This window comes from Enterobacter sp. Y17 (genome assembly GCF_019730495.1).
Taxonomy (GTDB): domain Bacteria; phylum Pseudomonadota; class Gammaproteobacteria; order Enterobacterales; family Enterobacteriaceae; genus Enterobacter; species Enterobacter asburiae_B.
Genome location: NZ_JAASKP010000003.1, coordinates 188,232 through 203,316 on the forward strand (window position 1 = coordinate 188,232; position 15,085 = coordinate 203,316).

Below are 15,085 nucleotides of genomic sequence, written 5' to 3' on the forward strand. Positions count from 1 at the left end.
GTTTCAACCATACAAGATATGGGAAATTTAGATTGATGTCGCCCCTGTGATGAGCACAGCGGGGCAGGGCAGGCTGTACGGGTTTTTCAGGCTAACGGGCATAAAAATGCCCCGGCGCCTGAGGCTACCGGGGCAGAATACGCGGGATTATTTACGCAGGCTGAGCAGGGCACCGACGAAGATGCCGACCGCCGCGACGGTTCCCAGAGTACATAGCGGTTTTTCACGCACGAAGGTCGTAGCACAGCTTGCCATGTCGCAGGCAGCCTGCGTGGCGCGTGAACGTCCGTTCATACGGGCGCGGGTTTCACGGAGCAGAGACTGAGCCTTACGCTTTGCGGCATCCGCTTCGTCCTTCGCGTCACTTCCCCAGGACTTCAGCACCTCTTCCAGCGTGTCCGCTAATTGGCTGACATCATTACGAATATCCTGAGCGTCGTCGTTAATATCGTTTCGGTTCGGTCTGTTAAACATACGATCCTCCGTAATTTTGTGTTCCCGTTCAGTTTAGTTCAGAAATTTAATATCTGAAGTGCATCACGCGTTATCCGGCAGTTTATGGACTATTCTGAAAGCCCTGCTATTGCTGAATACTGTAAGGTTGCCGGGCAGGAAAAGATAACGAGGAAAAGATATGTATTTACGACCTGACGAGGTGGCACGCGTTCTTGAAAAAGAGGGATTCACCATGGATGAGGTGACGCCAAAAGCGTATGGATATCGCCGCGGCGAGAATTATGTTTATGTTAATCGCGAAGCAAGAATGGGACGTACCGCTCTCATTATTCACCCGACGCTGAAAGACAGAAGTCTGTCATTTGCTGAGCCTGCCTCGGATATTAAAACCTGCGATCATTATCAGCAATTTCCGCTCTATTTAGGCGGTGAACGGCATGAGCATTATGGTATTCCGCACGGTTTCAGTTCGCGTATGGCGCTGGAGCGATTTTTGAAGGGACTGTTTGGCGACGTACAATAAATCCGCGACTGGCGTGCGCCAGTCGCTTCACATCACGCTTTTGCCTGGCTGTACTGGCTGACCTTAAACAGGCGGCGACAGTAGTCGAGGAAATAGCCGTAAACGGCTCCCATCAACATCGAAATAACAATATTCGAACTGACCGCCGCAGCGATCTGGTGCCAGTCTGCACCGACTGTCAGGAGAATGGCTACGTAAACCGGCGACTGGAACGTCACATACGCCAGAACGTCCGCCAGGTTTTTCACCCAGCCTGCAGGACTGATACGACGCGCGAAGCGCATTACCGCATCGCGGTATAAACCATAAGGCCATGCAATAATAATATTGACCGGGATCGCCACCAGACGAGAAGAAAGCGACTGCTCGAAGGACATTCCGGAGAGGAATATTTCGATCAGCATGTTCACGACGGAACAGTAAACAACCATCGCGAAGGTATCCGCCACCGCGTGGCGCAGGCGAGATTGCGGCGAGAACATGTCTGAACTCCTTGAGAAGAACACAAAAGAAACGATTTTCCTTCAGCGGTTAGTGCTTTAGGTTGGTTTGTTTGGCGTGTATAGCGTATATCTCTGTGTTTGAACTAACAACTAGTGATTAATTTTTATTTAATCGCCTTTTGTCCACAAAATTCTCTAAAGTTGTTCGTTTTTTGTTCCGATCGTTATAATCTGTCTCGTTTGAGAGTTTTTATATTAAAATCAACAACTTGATTTTGTTGGTGGCGAGAAGCAGGAATCCCCACCTGATAGCGGTGGAGTATGCTGTGGTTTGGATTAAAGTTGGCTATTTATATTAATGTGGTGATTGGATTCACCGGTGTCCTGTCAGCGCCTTGCGCTATTATTAACAGCGAGTTCTAAATATATTAACGCTGATGCCCGTACGGACCCTTGGGTAGATATTTCAACTCAAATGAATTATTCTGTCGGCGATTTATCTATTTATCCCCCAAAGAAAAGGTTTTCAAATAATATGTCTTTGACGTTACAGAATCTTAATAATATCCGAACCCTGCGCGCTATGGCGCGTGAATTATCCCTGGACGTTCTTGAGGAAATGCTGGAAAAGGTCAGGGTCGTTACTGAAGAGAAACGCAGCGAGCTGACGGAATTAGAGCAGCAGCGTGCTGAGCAGCAGGAAAAAATTAATGCCCTGCTGGAGCGGATGAAAGCCGATGGTATTTCCCCGACTGACCTGCTGGGTTCTGAACTGGCGCAGGCGGGTAAGCCAGCGAGAAAGCGTAAGCCGCGTGAAGCAAAATATCGCTTTATTGACCAGAACGGCGAAGAGAAAACGTGGACCGGCCAGGGCCGCACGCCGAAGCCTATCGCCAGCGCGCTGGCAGACGGTAAATCACTGGATGATTTTCTGATCTAACGGATGAGCCGGGCGGAACACGCCGCCCGGCTGACTGTTCAGCAGACGCCGAAATCGCCTTCTTCGGTATAAGGCGCCACGTCGGCGGCTTTCAGCGTATATTTCTCGCCTTGCTCATTGCTGGCCTGGACCGCCACAATGCTGTCACCGTTCACTTCGAGCACTTTCAGTTTCGGGCCGCCTTTACGCGGTTGCACATAATCACCGACAGAAAACATATTACCTCCTCATCGTTTTAGCGATCTTCACCTTAGCCCACGCATGACGCCGGGTACAGCGTAATTCACCGATTACTGCTTATGAGGTACGCCGATTCCATGGCATCACCTTGAGCAGTCGCGCCATGCCGCAAAAACCCGTCACACCGGCGAACAGCAGCCCGGCTCCGACAAAACCGCTGAGCAGGAAAAAGCCGCTGGAGACGCTATAGCCCAGCACCACGCCACAGAGTATTAACAGCCCGGCGGCAATTTGCACCTGACGCATCAGCGGCAGCGGCTGGGACTTGTCTTCGACGGTTGGCAGCCCCGCCAGCTTCCAGCCCTGAATCCCCCCCTCGACCACAAATGCCTCTGCGGGCGTGGCGGCCTGAGCAAGGCGTTCGGCATTCCCCGACGTCCGGGCGCCGGACTGGCAGTGAAAAATCACCGTATCGCCCGCCTGCGCGTTAAGTGCGCCGGGTAAGGTATCCAGCGGCACGGACCGCGCGGCGGGAATATGCTCGCGGGCGTACTCGTCGGCATCACGAATATCAATCAGTTTTGCGCCTTCAGCGACCCGGGCATTGGCCTGGCGCGGTGAAATAAGAGGAAGTGACATGGCGGCTCCTTACGGACAATAAAGGGTTTTCAGGGTGCTGATAAGCTGATGTACCGCATCGTTTTTAATGGAATAGAGAATGCGCTGCGCGTCGCGGGTGCTGTCGATAAGCCCTTCCTCACGCATGCGCGCCAGATGCTGCGACGTGGCGGAAGGACTTAGCCCCGTGGCTCGCGCAAGCTCCCCCGCGCTGGTGCCGGGCGCTCCGCACAGGGTGCAGAGGATCAGCAGCCGACGCGGGTTGCTCATCGCTTTTAAAAGTGTGGCGGCCTGCCCGGCGCTGGCCTGAAGCTGTTCGAGTTCGGTCATAATAGTTTAGTATTTGCTTAATTAAGTGAATGCTAAACTAATCCGGTGCATTAAACCAGCGTCAAAAGCGTAAAAGAGGGTAAACGCGAGGCCCGGAACTGGTACAGACGAATAAACTGGCTATGCTTACAACGTTCTCTTTATTATTTTCAATGGATTAGATTGAACGGAGTGTTTATATGGGATTTTGGCGTATTGTTTTTACGATCCTCATACCGCCGCTGGGCGTGCTGTTGGGTAAAGGGTTTGGCTGGGCGTTTATTATCAACATTCTTCTGACGCTGCTGGGCTACTTCCCCGGCCTCATTCACGCGTTTTGGGTACAGAGCAAAAGCTAGGCGCGCCACAGTAAATCGCTATAGATATCGGTCAGTACCCCCGCCGGACCAAACTGCTGCTTGATCCACCGCGTGACCTGGCCGGTTGCGGCATGCTGCGTGGCGAGCAGCATGCGCGAGTCCTGACGCGGGTTGTTAATCCGTCGGGTGACCAGCAGCCCCGTGTCTACCGCCTCGCGGACCATGTATTCCGGCAAAAAGCCAATCCCTTCGCCCAGGATCTGACACTGACATTTGGTGTTAAAGTCCGGGACCAGAATCGCCTCCTGCCCGTGCAGCAGCCAGCCAACCTTTTTGTTAATGGTGTGCGCGGTATCTTCCACCATGATGTTGGGATACAGGCGCAGCTGGCTTTCCGCTATTGGCTCCGGGGTGAACGCCAGCGGGTGTTCCGGCGCGATGGCAAACACCCAGCGAATGGCGCCGATCTCTGTGTAATCAATCCCGCCGCCGTCCAGCAGCGTGTCCGGCGCGCCAATCGCGATGTTGGCCTGGTTGTTGATGATGGAGTCCCAGACGCCGTTGTAGACCTCGGTGGTCACGGTGATCTGACAGGTGGGAAACTGCTTTTTCAGCACCTGCAGCAGCCGCGCCGTGTGGCGTGGGGTATACAAAAGCTGGTTGATACAGATGCGCACCCGCGCCTCAATGCCCTGAGAAATGGTATCAATCCCGCGCTTGATGGCGTGAAAGTCGTTCAGCAGGTCGGTGGCCTTACGGTAAAAGTAAAACCCGGACTCGGTCAGCTCGATGCTGCGCGTGCTGCGGACGAACAGCACCACGTCCAGCCCGGTCTCCATGCGCTTAATGGTGTAGCTGATGGCAGATGTCGTCACGCCCAGTTCGGCGGCGGCTTTGCTGAAGCTGCCGAAGCGTGCGGCGGTAGTAAAGGCCAGCAGGTTTTCCTCGGTAAAGATGGAATTCATATCTCACTCCCTTCAGCCATCAGTTTTGAACATATTTTAACAGCGTCGTTACAACGCATTTGAAGCCGATCACAGTTCTGACTCTTTGTCGAAAGCCGCACGCAGTAAGGCTTCCTCAGGCATAAGCATAATGCAGCCAGAAGCGCTAAAAAGCGGAGAAACATAAGAAAAAGGTTGCACAGACGCACGTTTTGACCAGTTTATTGAATTTACCTCAACAATGAATTGACTGTCGATGAATCATTTTTAAGCGGATTCTTTTATCACCAGGCTGTTGCTATTCTCAGGTCAACAGAAATAAAAACATCGGGAGTCTGAATATGTCTGCGAACGAACTCGTTACTGAATTTCTGCTGGCGGCAGAAGAGGGCAATAGCGATGCGCTAAAAGCCTGTCTGGAGAAAGGCGTGGATATTAACGCCACCAATCGACAGAAAAGAACCGCCGTTATTATTTCCAGCCTGAAAAAACATTATGACTGCGTGGCGTTATTAATTGCCGCCGGGGCGGATATTGATAAACAGGATCAGACCTGCTTTAACCCTTTCCTGATTAGCTGCCTGACCAACGATATCACCCTGCTGCGCCTTGTCCTTCCTGCAAATCCCGATCTCGACCGCCTGACGCGCTTTGGCGGCGTGGGCATTACCCCTGCCAGCGAAAAAGGGCACGTGGAGATCGTGCGCGAGCTGCTGGAGAAAACGGATATCAACGTCAACCACACCAACTTTGTCGGCTGGACGCCGCTGCTGGAAGCGATCGTGCTTAACGACGGCGGTGCGAAGCAGCAGGAGATCGTCAAGCTGCTGCTGGATCACGGCGCGAACCCGCACATGACCGATAAATACGGCAAAACCCCGCTCGAGCTGGCGCGGGACAAAGGCTTCGATGCAATAGCTGACCTGCTGCTGGCGGCGGGCGCATAACGCATTCGGTCAGCCGCGTCCGGCTGGCCGTTAATTTAAAAAGCATTTTTACCGACGTGCATTTTGCACGACGGCGGCCCCCTTTTATCCGCGTTCAGGAGAAAATAATGCCCACAAAAATCGTCATAAAAAAGAACACATATTTTGACTCCGTCTCATTAATGTCCGTTTCCACCAAAGCCAATAAATTACCGGGCGTCGAGCAGGCGTTTGTCGCGATGGCGACGGAAATGAACAAAGGCGTATTAAAAAACCTCGGGCTATTAACGCCGGAATTAGCGGAAGCCAAAAACGGCGACCTGATGATCGTAATTAAAGGCGACGCGGCGAATGATGAAACCCTGGCGGCCATCGAAGCGCTGTTCACGCGTAAAGAGAGCGGCGGCCCCCATGAAGCGCGCTACGCTACGATTGCCAGCGCCAAAACCCATCGCCCGGAGAGCAACCTCGCGGTGATTTCCGTCAACGGTACCTTCGCCGCCCGCGAAGCGCGCCAGGCGCTGGAAAACGATCTCAACGTGATGCTGTTTTCCGATAACGTGTCGCTCGACGACGAGCTGGCGCTGAAGCAGCTGGCGCATAAGAAAGGGCTGCTGATGATGGGGCCGGACTGCGGCACCGCCATCATCAACGGCGCGGGATTGTGCTTCGCCAACGCGGTGCGCCGCGGACCGATTGGCATCGTCGGCGCCTCCGGCACCGGCAGCCAGGAGCTGAGCGTGCGCATTCACGAATTCGGCGGCGGCGTGTCGCAGCTGATTGGTACCGGCGGGCGCGATCTCAGCGAGAAAATTGGCGGCCTGATGATGCTCGACGCCATCGACATGCTGGAAGCCGACGAGGACACCCTGGTTATCGCGCTGATCTCCAAGCCGCCAGCGCCAGCCGTAGCGGAAAAAGTGCTGGCCCGCGCGCGCGCCTGCCGCAAGCCGGTGGTTGTTTGCTTCCTCGGCCGCAGCGAACCGCCCGCCGATGAAGACGGCCTGCAGTTTGCGCGCGGCACCAAAGAGGCGGCCCTGAAGGCGGTCCTGCTCACCGGCATCAATAAAGAGTCCCTCGATCTGCATCCGCTCAACTGGCCTTTGATTGAAGAGGTGCGCGCCCGCCTGACCCCGCAGCAGAAGTACATTCGCGGCCTGTTCTGCGGCGGCACCCTGTGCGACGAGGCGATGTTCGCGGCGCTTGCGAAATTCGACGACGTCTACAGCAACATCCAGCCGGATCCGGCTAAGCGCCTGAGCGACATAAGCGTCAGTAAAGCCCATACCTTCCTCGACTTTGGCGACGACGATTTCACCAACGGCAAGCCGCACCCGATGATCGACCCGACCAATCGCATCAGCCGCCTGCTGCAGGAAGCCCGCGACCCGGAAGTCGGGGTAATTGTGATGGACTTCGTGCTGGGCTTCGGCGCGCACGAGGATCCGGTCGGCGTAATGATCGACGCCATTAAAGAGGCGCAGGCCATCGCGAAGGCCGATAACCGTCCGCTGGAAATCCTCGGCTACGTGCTCGGCACCGACCAGGATCCGCAGTCGCTGGCGCAGCAGTGCCAGCTGCTGACCGACGCAGGCGTCATCTGGGCCAGCAGCAGCACCAACACCGGATTACTGGCACGCGAATTTGTCTGCAAAGGGGAGAAAGCATAATGACGACCTTATTCAACCAGCCGCTGAACGTGATTAACGTCGGCATTGCGATGTTCAGCGACGATCTTAAAAAACAGCACGTTCCCGTGACCCAGCTCGACTGGACGCCGCCGGGACGGGGCAATATGCAGGTCGTTGAAGCGCTCGACCAACTGGCGGAAAAACCGCTGGCGGAGAAAATCGCCGCCGCTAACCGCATCGCCCTTGAGCGCATTATTCAGTCTCATCCGGTGCTGGTGGGCTATGACCAGGCCATTAACGTTGTGCCGGGCATGACCCGCACCACCATTCTGCACGCCGGTCCGCCTGTCGCCTGGGAGAACATGTGCGGAGCGATGAAGGGCGCGGTCACCGGGGCGCTGGTGTTTGAAGGGCTGGCGAAAGATCTGGACGACGCGGCAAGGCTCGCCGCCTCGGGAGAAATTACCTTCTCGCCGTGCCACGAGCACGACTGCGTGGGCTCGATGGCGGGCGTCACCTCCGCGTCGATGTTTATGCACATCGTGGAGAACAAAACCTACGGCAACCGCGCGTTCACCAACCTCAGCGAGCAGATGGCGAAGATCCTGCGCATGGGGGCCAACGACCAGAGCGTGATCGACCGTCTGAACTGGATGCGCGACGTGCTTGGCCCGATGCTGCGCGAGGCGATGAAGATCGTCGGCGAAATCGACCTGCGCCTGATGCTGGCCCAGGCGCTGCACATGGGCGACGAGTGCCACAACCGCAACAACGCGGGCACCACGCTGCTGATCCAGGCGCTGACGCCGGGGCTGATTCAGGCGGGCTATCCGGTGGAGCAGCAGCGCGAGGTGTTCGAGTTTGTCGCCAGCAGCGACTACTTCTCCGGCCCGACGTGGATGGCGATGTGTAAGGCCGCGCTGGACGCCGCTCACGGCATTGAGTACAGCACCGTCGTCACCACCATGGCGCGTAACGGCTATGAGTTCGGCCTGCGCGTTTCCGGCCTGCCGGGGCAGTGGTTCACCGGCCCGGCGCAGCAGGTAATTGGCCCGATGTTTGCGGGCTATAAGCCGGAAGACTCCGGGCTGGACATCGGCGACAGCGCCATCACCGAAACCTACGGCATTGGCGGCTTTGCGATGGCGACGGCCCCGGCAATCGTTGCGCTGGTGGGCGGCACGGTGGAGGAAGCCATCGACTTCTCCCGTCAGATGCGCGAAATCACCCTCGGCGAAAACCCGAACGTCACCATTCCGCTGCTCTCGTTTATGGGCATTCCGACCGCTATCGACATCACCAAAGTCGCGGGCAGCGGCATTCTGCCGGTGATTAACACCGCCATTGCCCATAAAGACGCGGGCATCGGCATGATTGGAGCGGGCATCGTTCACCCGCCGTTTAGCTGTTTTGAAAAGGCGCTGTTGACCTTCCGCGATCGCTACTTTTTATAAGGCATGCATCCATGAAAAACATGAAGCTGGAGTGGAAAAGAGGTGACTGGGCGGCGTATTTCGGGTTGATGACCAATAACCTGACCAATTTGCTGACCATGATGGGGCTGCTCATTTTTGTCGTCGGCATCCCGAAGGAGATTGTTTATGGACGCATCGCGCCGGCCTTCGGGCTGGCGGTGCTGGTCGCGAGTATTTGCTACGCCTGGTTCGGCATGCAGATGGCGCGCGCCACCGGGCGTACGGATGTGACCGCGCTGCCGTCCGGCCCGAGCGCGCCGTCGATTTTTACCGTGACTTTCCTGGTGCTGATGCCGGTTTATCAGCAGACCGGCGATGCGGACTTCGCGATCCAGATTGGCCTGGTGTGGTGCTTCGTGGAGGCGATGATCCTCGCGGGCGGTTCGTTCCTCGGTGAAACCATCCGCAAGATGATCCCGCGCACCGTGCTGCTGTCGTGCCTCTCCGGTTTGGGCCTGCTGCTGCTGGCGATGAACCCGATGCTGCAGGCGTTCGAAGCGCCGACCGTGTCGTTCATCGTGCTGCTGCTGATCTTCATCAACTGGTTCGGTAAAAAGCCGATTTTCGCCCGTATCCCGACCGGTCTGCTGCTGTTGATTGCCGGTACGGCACTGGCGTGGATCTCCGGCCTGCAAAGCCCGGAAGCGATTAAAGCGTCCATGTCATCCTTCGGCTTTAACCCGCCGGAAGTGCACGTGAACAGCTTCATGCAGGGCCTGCCGCACGCGCTGCCGTATCTGGCCTCTGCCGTGCCGCTGGGGCTGGCGAACTACATCTTTGACCTGGAGAACATCGAAAGCGCCCACGCGGCGGGAGATGCGTACCCGACGCGTAAGGTGATGCTGGCGAACGGTCTGGCGTCGATGCTCGGCTGCCTGATGGGGAACCCGTTCCCGGTGACGGTCTACGTCGGCCATCCTGGCTGGAAAGCGATGGGCGCGAGCATCGGCTATACGCTGGCCTCCGGCGTGACCATGTTCATCGTGCCGCTGTTCGGGCTGGGGGCGTTTATGCTCGCCATCATTCCGATGACCGCCATCGTGCCGATTCTGGTGTTTATCGGCGTCGTCACCGCCAACCAGGTGGTGAGGGAAACGCCCAAAGTGGAGGTGCCGGTGATCTTCATCTGCCTGTTCCCGTGGATCGCCAACTGGGCGCTGACGATGATGAACAGCGTGATGGGGGCGGCGGGCACCAGCGCGGCGAAGATCGGCACCGACGTGCTGCACAGCAAAGGAATTTACTACGAAGGCCTGGTGCATCTCGGCAACGGCGCGCCGCTCGCCAGCATGCTGTGGGGCTGTATCGCCATTTTCGCCATCATCAACAAGCCGCTGCGCGGAGCCGTTGCGGCCGCCGTCGGGGCGCTGCTGGCGCTGTTTGGCGTGATCCATGCCCCGGTGGTGGGCTTTGCCGAGGGCAGTTCGCTGATGTTCGTCACCGCGTATCTGATGATGGGCGGCATGTTTGTGGTGAAGCATGTGCTGGATATCTCTGTTACTCCCCCTCTCCCTGTGGGAGAGGGCCGGGGTGAGGGCACCAGAACGCACCTTCTAAAGGACACAAAATGAAAGAGCTTATGGTCGTCGCCATCGGCGGCAACAGCATTATCAAAGACAACGCCAGCCAGTCGATTGAACACCAGGCGCAGGCGGTGAAAGCGGTGGCAGAGTCGGTGCTGGAAATGCTGGCATCCGACTATGACATCGTGCTCACCCACGGCAACGGCCCCCAGGTGGGGCTGGATCTGCGCCGCGCCGAAATCGCCCACGAGCGGGAAGGGCTGCCGCTAACCCCGCTGGCAAACTGCGTGGCGGACACCCAAGGCGGGATTGGCTACCTGATCCAGCAGGCGCTCAACAATCGCCTGGCCGCGCGCGGGGAGCAAAAAGCGGTCACGGTCGTCACGCAGGTGGAGGTGGATAAAAACGATCCGGGCTTTACTCACCCTACCAAACCTATCGGTGCGTTCTTCACCGAGGCGCAGCGCGACGAGCTGCAGCAGGCACACCCGGACTGGCATTTTGTCGAGGATTCAGGCCGTGGCTACCGTCGCGTGGTGGCTTCACCGCAGCCGCTGCGCATCGTTGAGGCCGACGCCATCAAAACGCTGACGCAAAAAGGCTTTGTGGTGATCGGCGCGGGCGGCGGCGGAATACCCGTGATTCGCAGCGAGCAGGGCGACTACCAGAGCGTCGATGCGGTGATTGATAAAGATCTCTCTACCGCGCTGCTGGCGCGGGAGATCGGTGCCGACGTGCTGGCGATCACCACCGGCGTGGAGAAGGTGTGCATCAACTTCGGCAAGCCGAACCAGCAGGCGCTGGACACCGTCAGCGTGGCGCAGATGACGCGCTACAGGGAAGAGGGCCACTTCCCGGCGGGCAGCATGCTGCCCAAAATCGTCGCCTCGCTGGAATTTTTACACCACGGCGGCAGGCGCGTGATTATCACCTCGCCGGACTGCCTGCCCGCGGCGCTGCGCGGGGAAACCGGCACCCATATTGTTAATGAAGGAAGATAAGATGAGTGAAAACAAAAGCCGCCGCGAATTTATCAGCCAGAGCGGCAAAATGGTCACCGCCTGCGCGCTGTTTGGCGCCACCGGATCCGTCGCGTATGCTGCTGACTCCGCGAAGCCAACCTGCGAGACGGGCAAACCGATGAGCATCACCGCGAAATATTACTATCTGGACAACGTGCTGCTGGAGGCCGGGTTCAACGTCGACGGCGGCGTGGCGACGAGCACCCGCACCGAGCTGAAAACGCTGGAGATTAACGACGGGAAGATCGTCGCCCTGCGCGATAACAAGCGCCACGCCGACGCCACGCTGCCGCACTATGACGCAGGCGGCAAGCTGATGCTCCCGGCGATGCGTGACATGCACATTCACCTGGATAAAACCTTTTACGGCGGTCCGTGGCGCTCCCTGAACCGCCCCGCGGGCACGACGATTCAGGACATGATCCGCCTTGAGCAGAAGCTGCTGCCGGAGCTACAGCCCTACACCCAGGAGCGCGCGGAAAAGCTGATCGATCTGATCCAGTCGAAAGGCTCCACCATCGCCCGCAGCCACTGCAATATCGAGCCGACCTCCGGCCTGAAGAATCTGGAAAACCTGCAGGCGGTTTTATCGCGCCGTAAGCCCGGCTTTGACTGCGAAATCGTCGCTTTTCCGCAGCACGGGCTGCTGCTGTCAAACTCAGAAAAACTGATGCGCGAGGCGATGCAGGCCGGGGCGCACTACGTGGGCGGGCTGGATCCTACCAACGTCGACGGCGCGATGGAGAAATCCCTCGACACCATGTTCCAGATTGCGCTGGACTACGACAAAGGGGTGGATATCCACCTGCACGAAACCAGCCCGGCGGGCGTGGCGGCGGTGAACTATATGGTCGAAACCGTGGAGAAAACGCCGGAGCTGAAGGGCAAGCTGACCATCAGCCACGCCTTCGCGCTGGCGACGCTCAACGAGCAGCAGGTGGATGAGATCGCCACCCGCATGGCGGCGCAGCGGGTGACCATAGCCTCCACCGTGCCGATTGGCACCCTGCATATGCCGCTGAAGCAGCTGCGTGAGAAGGGCGTGTTCGTGATGACGGGGACCGACAGCGTCATCGACCACTGGTCGCCGTACGGTCTGGGGGACATGCTGGAGAAAGCGAATCTTTACGCTCAGCTCTACATCCGCCCGAACGAGCAGACGCTCTCCCGCGCGCTCGGTATTGCCACCGGCGACGTGCTGCCGCTGAATGACAAAGGCGAGCGCGTGTGGCCAAAAGCGCAGGACGACGCCAGCTTTGTGCTGGTGGATGCCTCCTGCTCCGCCGAGGCCGTGGCGCGCATTTCACCGCGCACCGCGACGTTCCATAAGGGTAACCTTGTCTGGGGCTCGCTGGGTTGACGTGCATTTCTCCCTCTCCCTGTGGGAGAGGGGATGAAGGCATCAGGCCGCAGGCAATGCCGTATACTGGCAGGCACATTCTCAAAGAGGAATCTGCCATGGCACAAAATATCTACGACAATCCGGCGTTTTTTGAAGGCTACGCCCGGCTTCCACGCTCGGTGCAGGGTCTGGACGGCGCGCCGGAGTGGCCCGCGCTAAAAAGTATGCTGCCGGATTTAACCGGCAAATCGGTTGTCGATCTCGGCTGCGGCTACGGCTGGTTCTGCCGCGCGGCCCGCGAGCTGGGCGCTGCTGACATCACGGGGGTCGATATCTCAGAAAAGATGCTCGCCCGCGCGGCGGAGCTTACCGCTGACCCACAGATTCACTATCAGCGTAGCGATCTGGAATCTCTTAAGCTTAACGAGAATAGCCTTGATCTGGTCTACAGCTCGCTGGCGCTGCACTACCTGCCGGAACTGGATACGTTATTCGCCAGGGTTCAGCGCGCGCTCAAGCCCGGCGGCAGCCTGGTGTTCTCAATGGAGCACCCGATCTACACCTGCGCCACCCGTCAGGGATGGCTGACCGACGATAACGGCGAGCGGTTCTGGGGCGTGAACCATTATCAGGATGAAGGCAAACGCGTCAGCAACTGGCTGGCGGACGGGGTGGTTAAATACCACCGCACGCTCGGCACCACGCTTAACGCGCTGATCGGGGCCGGATTAACGATAAGCGACGTCAACGAGTGGGGGCCAGCGCAGGCGCAGATTGACGCCTGGCCCGCGCTGGCCGAAGAGGCAGAGCGCCCGATGCTGGTGCTGATCGCCGCCCGTAAGGCTCAGTAACCCACCCTATACACCCGCCCGCTCTGCACGCCTTCCACGCTGCGGCGATAGGCCTGCGCCACGGTCACGGCGGGAACGCTCTCAAAGCCCGGGAAGAAGCCGTCGTACGTTTCGACGGATTCGGTGAGTACCGTCGGGCTAATCAGGTTGATGCGGATCCCGCGCGGCAGCTCGCAGGCTGCGGCGCGGACAAACCCTTCCAGCGCCGCATTCACCGTAGTGGCATTCACGCCCTGGGCAATCGGCTCGTGCGCCACGATGCCGCTTATCAGCGTAATCGAGCCGCCCTCGTTCAGATAATGCTGGCCGGTCAACGCCAGGCGCACCTGCCCGAGCAGCTTGTCCTGCAGGCCCTGGTTGAAGTCGCTGTCCTTCATGGTCGCGAGTGGGCCAAAGTAAAGGCCACCGCTGGCGGAGACAATCGCATCCACCGGGCCGATTTTCTCAAACAGCGCCTGGACGCTCGCCTGCGAGGTGATATCCACCTGCTCGTCGCCCTGCGTGCGGCCGACGCGGATGACCTCGTGGCGACGACTCAGCTCTTCCGTTACCGCACGACCGACCGTACCGCTGGCACCAATAATGACGATTTTCATAGCTGACTCCTTATGTTGTGAGCCCCCATTCTTTAATAAATAAAAATGGAGATAAACTGGGCTAAAGTTAGAAGATTGCTAACCAGGAGTTTGGAATATGGATAAGCTTCGCAGCATGGAGACCTTTATTGCCGTGGTTGAAAGCGGCAGCTTTACCGGCGCGGCGGCACGGCTGGAGATGTCGGCGGTAATGGTGGGGAAATACGTTGCGCTGCTGGAATCACAGCTCGGCACCCGCCTGCTGGAGCGTAACACGCGGCGCCAGAGCCTGACCGACGCCGGGCGGGTCTATTTCGACGAGGCGAAGCGGGTGCTGGAGCAGGTCGCGATCGCCGAAAGCGCCGTGGAACGCCTGCGCGCCGCGCCGTCCGGCACCCTGCGCGTGACGGCGCCCACCTCGTTTGGCGGCAGCGCGATCGCGCCGCTTACGGCCTCTTTTTTACAACGCTACCCGGAGGTGCGCATTGAGCTGGATCTCACCAACCGGATGGTGGATCTGGTGGAGGAGGGTATCGATCTTGCCATTCGCATTGGCGACATTCACAACGACGATCTGGTGGCGAAATACCTCTGCCCTTACCGGATGGTGATCTGCGCCGCGCCGGACTATCTTGCGCGCTACGGTACGCCGCAAACCCCTGCCGATCTGGTGGATCATCTCTGCTTATCCCACAGCGTGTGGACCGCACGCAACGAGTGGCGGCTGCCGGGCGTCGAAGGCGAGGTGCGCTGGAAGCGGGACGCGGTCTTAAGATGCAACGACGGCTACGGGCTGCGGATGGCCGCGAGAGCCGGGGCGGGACTGCTGCTACAGCCGGAAGTGCTGGTGGCGGAAGATCTGGAAAGCGGCAGGCTGGTGCGGGTGCTGGAGGCGTATATTCCGGCGCCGAGACCCGTGCATTTGCTGTGGCGTCAGGATTTACGACCTCTCCCTAAGCTAACGGAATTTATCGCCCATATTCTGCTAAGATTGGGCACACTATAAA

Annotated in this window: 18 protein-coding genes; 11 read left to right on the top strand and 7 right to left on the bottom strand. The window is 58.3% G+C overall.

Annotation, left to right across the window (positions count from 1 at the left end):
* Window positions 1-147: 147 nt before the first annotated feature.
* Entirely contained in the window at window positions 148-474 is a 327-nt protein-coding gene (locus tag HCH49_RS17080) for a DUF883 domain-containing protein (protein WP_023308924.1), read from the bottom strand.
* A 160-nt stretch (window positions 475-634) separates the two neighbouring features.
* Between HCH49_RS17080 and HCH49_RS17085 the strand changes: the two genes are divergently transcribed.
* Window positions 635-979 (top strand): DUF2002 family protein, encoded by a 345-nt coding sequence (locus HCH49_RS17085; RefSeq protein WP_023308923.1) that lies wholly within the window; start codon window positions 635-637, stop codon window positions 977-979.
* Between the two features lie 32 nt (window positions 980-1,011).
* Here the strand turns inward: HCH49_RS17085 and alaE are convergent, their stop codons facing one another.
* Window positions 1,012-1,461 carry an L-alanine exporter AlaE gene (alaE, locus tag HCH49_RS17090; protein ID WP_008502567.1) on the bottom strand — a complete coding sequence of 150 codons (450 nt, stop codon included), beginning with the start codon at window positions 1,459-1,461 and terminating at the stop codon, window positions 1,012-1,014.
* A 496-nt stretch (window positions 1,462-1,957) separates the two neighbouring features.
* Between alaE and stpA the strand changes: the two genes are divergently transcribed.
* Complete coding sequence (gene stpA, locus HCH49_RS17095) at window positions 1,958-2,362, top strand: DNA-binding protein StpA (RefSeq protein WP_221703049.1); 405 nt, start codon at window positions 1,958-1,960, stop codon at window positions 2,360-2,362.
* A 38-nt stretch (window positions 2,363-2,400) separates the two neighbouring features.
* On the opposite strand, the gene HCH49_RS17100 is transcribed toward stpA, so the two are convergent.
* The 3 genes from HCH49_RS17100 to HCH49_RS17110 all read right to left on the bottom strand — a co-directional run bounded on the left by HCH49_RS17100 (window position 2,401) and on the right by HCH49_RS17110 (window position 3,490).
* Window positions 2,401-2,580, bottom strand: a complete 180-nt coding sequence (locus HCH49_RS17100; protein WP_023308920.1) for a hypothetical protein — start codon at window positions 2,578-2,580, stop codon at window positions 2,401-2,403.
* Between the two features lie 79 nt (window positions 2,581-2,659).
* Window positions 2,660-3,181 carry a rhodanese family protein gene (locus HCH49_RS17105; protein WP_221703050.1) on the bottom strand — a complete coding sequence of 174 codons (522 nt, stop codon included), beginning with the start codon at window positions 3,179-3,181 and terminating at the stop codon, window positions 2,660-2,662.
* A 9-nt stretch (window positions 3,182-3,190) separates the two neighbouring features.
* A complete protein-coding gene (locus HCH49_RS17110) occupies window positions 3,191-3,490 on the bottom strand; it encodes an ArsR/SmtB family transcription factor (RefSeq protein ID WP_029742056.1) in 300 nt (99 codons plus the stop codon).
* A 179-nt stretch (window positions 3,491-3,669) separates the two neighbouring features.
* Here HCH49_RS17110 and HCH49_RS17115 point away from each other — a divergent pair, with 179 nt between their 5' ends.
* Window positions 3,670-3,828: a YqaE/Pmp3 family membrane protein gene (locus tag HCH49_RS17115; protein ID WP_023308917.1), complete on the top strand. Its 159-nt coding sequence runs from the start codon at window positions 3,670-3,672 to the stop codon at window positions 3,826-3,828.
* Here the strand turns inward: HCH49_RS17115 and HCH49_RS17120 are convergent.
* Window positions 3,825-4,754, bottom strand: a complete 930-nt coding sequence (locus HCH49_RS17120) for a LysR substrate-binding domain-containing protein (RefSeq protein ID WP_045888794.1) — start codon at window positions 4,752-4,754, stop codon at window positions 3,825-3,827. The two genes, HCH49_RS17115 and HCH49_RS17120, sit on opposite strands and share 4 nt — an antisense overlap.
* A 320-nt stretch (window positions 4,755-5,074) precedes the next feature.
* Here HCH49_RS17120 and HCH49_RS17125 point away from each other — a divergent pair, with 320 nt between their 5' ends.
* From HCH49_RS17125 to HCH49_RS17155, 7 genes are all read left to right on the top strand, one after another.
* Complete coding sequence (locus HCH49_RS17125) at window positions 5,075-5,680, top strand: ankyrin repeat domain-containing protein (protein WP_033146352.1); 606 nt, start codon at window positions 5,075-5,077, stop codon at window positions 5,678-5,680.
* A 107-nt stretch (window positions 5,681-5,787) separates the two neighbouring features.
* Window positions 5,788-7,329: an acyl-CoA synthetase FdrA gene (gene fdrA / locus HCH49_RS17130; protein WP_221703051.1), complete on the top strand. Its 1,542-nt coding sequence runs from the start codon at window positions 5,788-5,790 to the stop codon at window positions 7,327-7,329.
* The gene (locus HCH49_RS17135) at window positions 7,329-8,744 is read left to right on the top strand and encodes a DUF1116 domain-containing protein (protein ID WP_183269168.1); all 1,416 of its coding nucleotides are present in this window, start codon (window positions 7,329-7,331) and stop codon (window positions 8,742-8,744) included. Before fdrA ends, HCH49_RS17135 begins: the two co-directional genes overlap by 1 nt.
* Before the next feature lie 11 nt (window positions 8,745-8,755).
* Entirely contained in the window at window positions 8,756-10,336 is a 1,581-nt protein-coding gene (locus tag HCH49_RS17140; RefSeq protein WP_033146349.1) for a hypothetical protein, read from the top strand.
* Window positions 10,333-11,289 carry a carbamate kinase family protein gene (locus HCH49_RS17145; RefSeq protein WP_087823307.1) on the top strand — a complete coding sequence of 319 codons (957 nt, stop codon included), beginning with the start codon at window positions 10,333-10,335 and terminating at the stop codon, window positions 11,287-11,289. The genes HCH49_RS17140 and HCH49_RS17145 overlap by 4 nt, the downstream gene beginning before the upstream one ends.
* Window position 11,290: 1 nt before the next feature.
* Window positions 11,291-12,670, top strand: a complete 1,380-nt coding sequence (locus HCH49_RS17150) for an amidohydrolase family protein (protein ID WP_221703052.1) — start codon at window positions 11,291-11,293, stop codon at window positions 12,668-12,670.
* A gap of 98 nt (window positions 12,671-12,768) precedes the next feature.
* Window positions 12,769-13,503, top strand: a complete 735-nt coding sequence (locus tag HCH49_RS17155) for a bifunctional 2-polyprenyl-6-hydroxyphenol methylase/3-demethylubiquinol 3-O-methyltransferase UbiG (RefSeq protein ID WP_221703053.1) — start codon at window positions 12,769-12,771, stop codon at window positions 13,501-13,503.
* Here the strand turns inward: HCH49_RS17155 and HCH49_RS17160 are convergent.
* The gene (locus tag HCH49_RS17160; protein ID WP_048979787.1) at window positions 13,497-14,099 is read right to left on the bottom strand and encodes a short chain dehydrogenase; all 603 of its coding nucleotides are present in this window, start codon (window positions 14,097-14,099) and stop codon (window positions 13,497-13,499) included. The genes HCH49_RS17155 and HCH49_RS17160 overlap by 7 nt on opposite strands.
* A gap of 97 nt (window positions 14,100-14,196) precedes the next feature.
* On the opposite strand from HCH49_RS17160, the gene HCH49_RS17165 reads away from it, so the two are divergent.
* Window positions 14,197-15,084, top strand: coding sequence for a LysR family transcriptional regulator (locus HCH49_RS17165; protein ID WP_033146345.1), 888 nt, complete (start codon window positions 14,197-14,199; stop codon window positions 15,082-15,084).
* Window position 15,085: the final 1 nt, after the last annotated feature.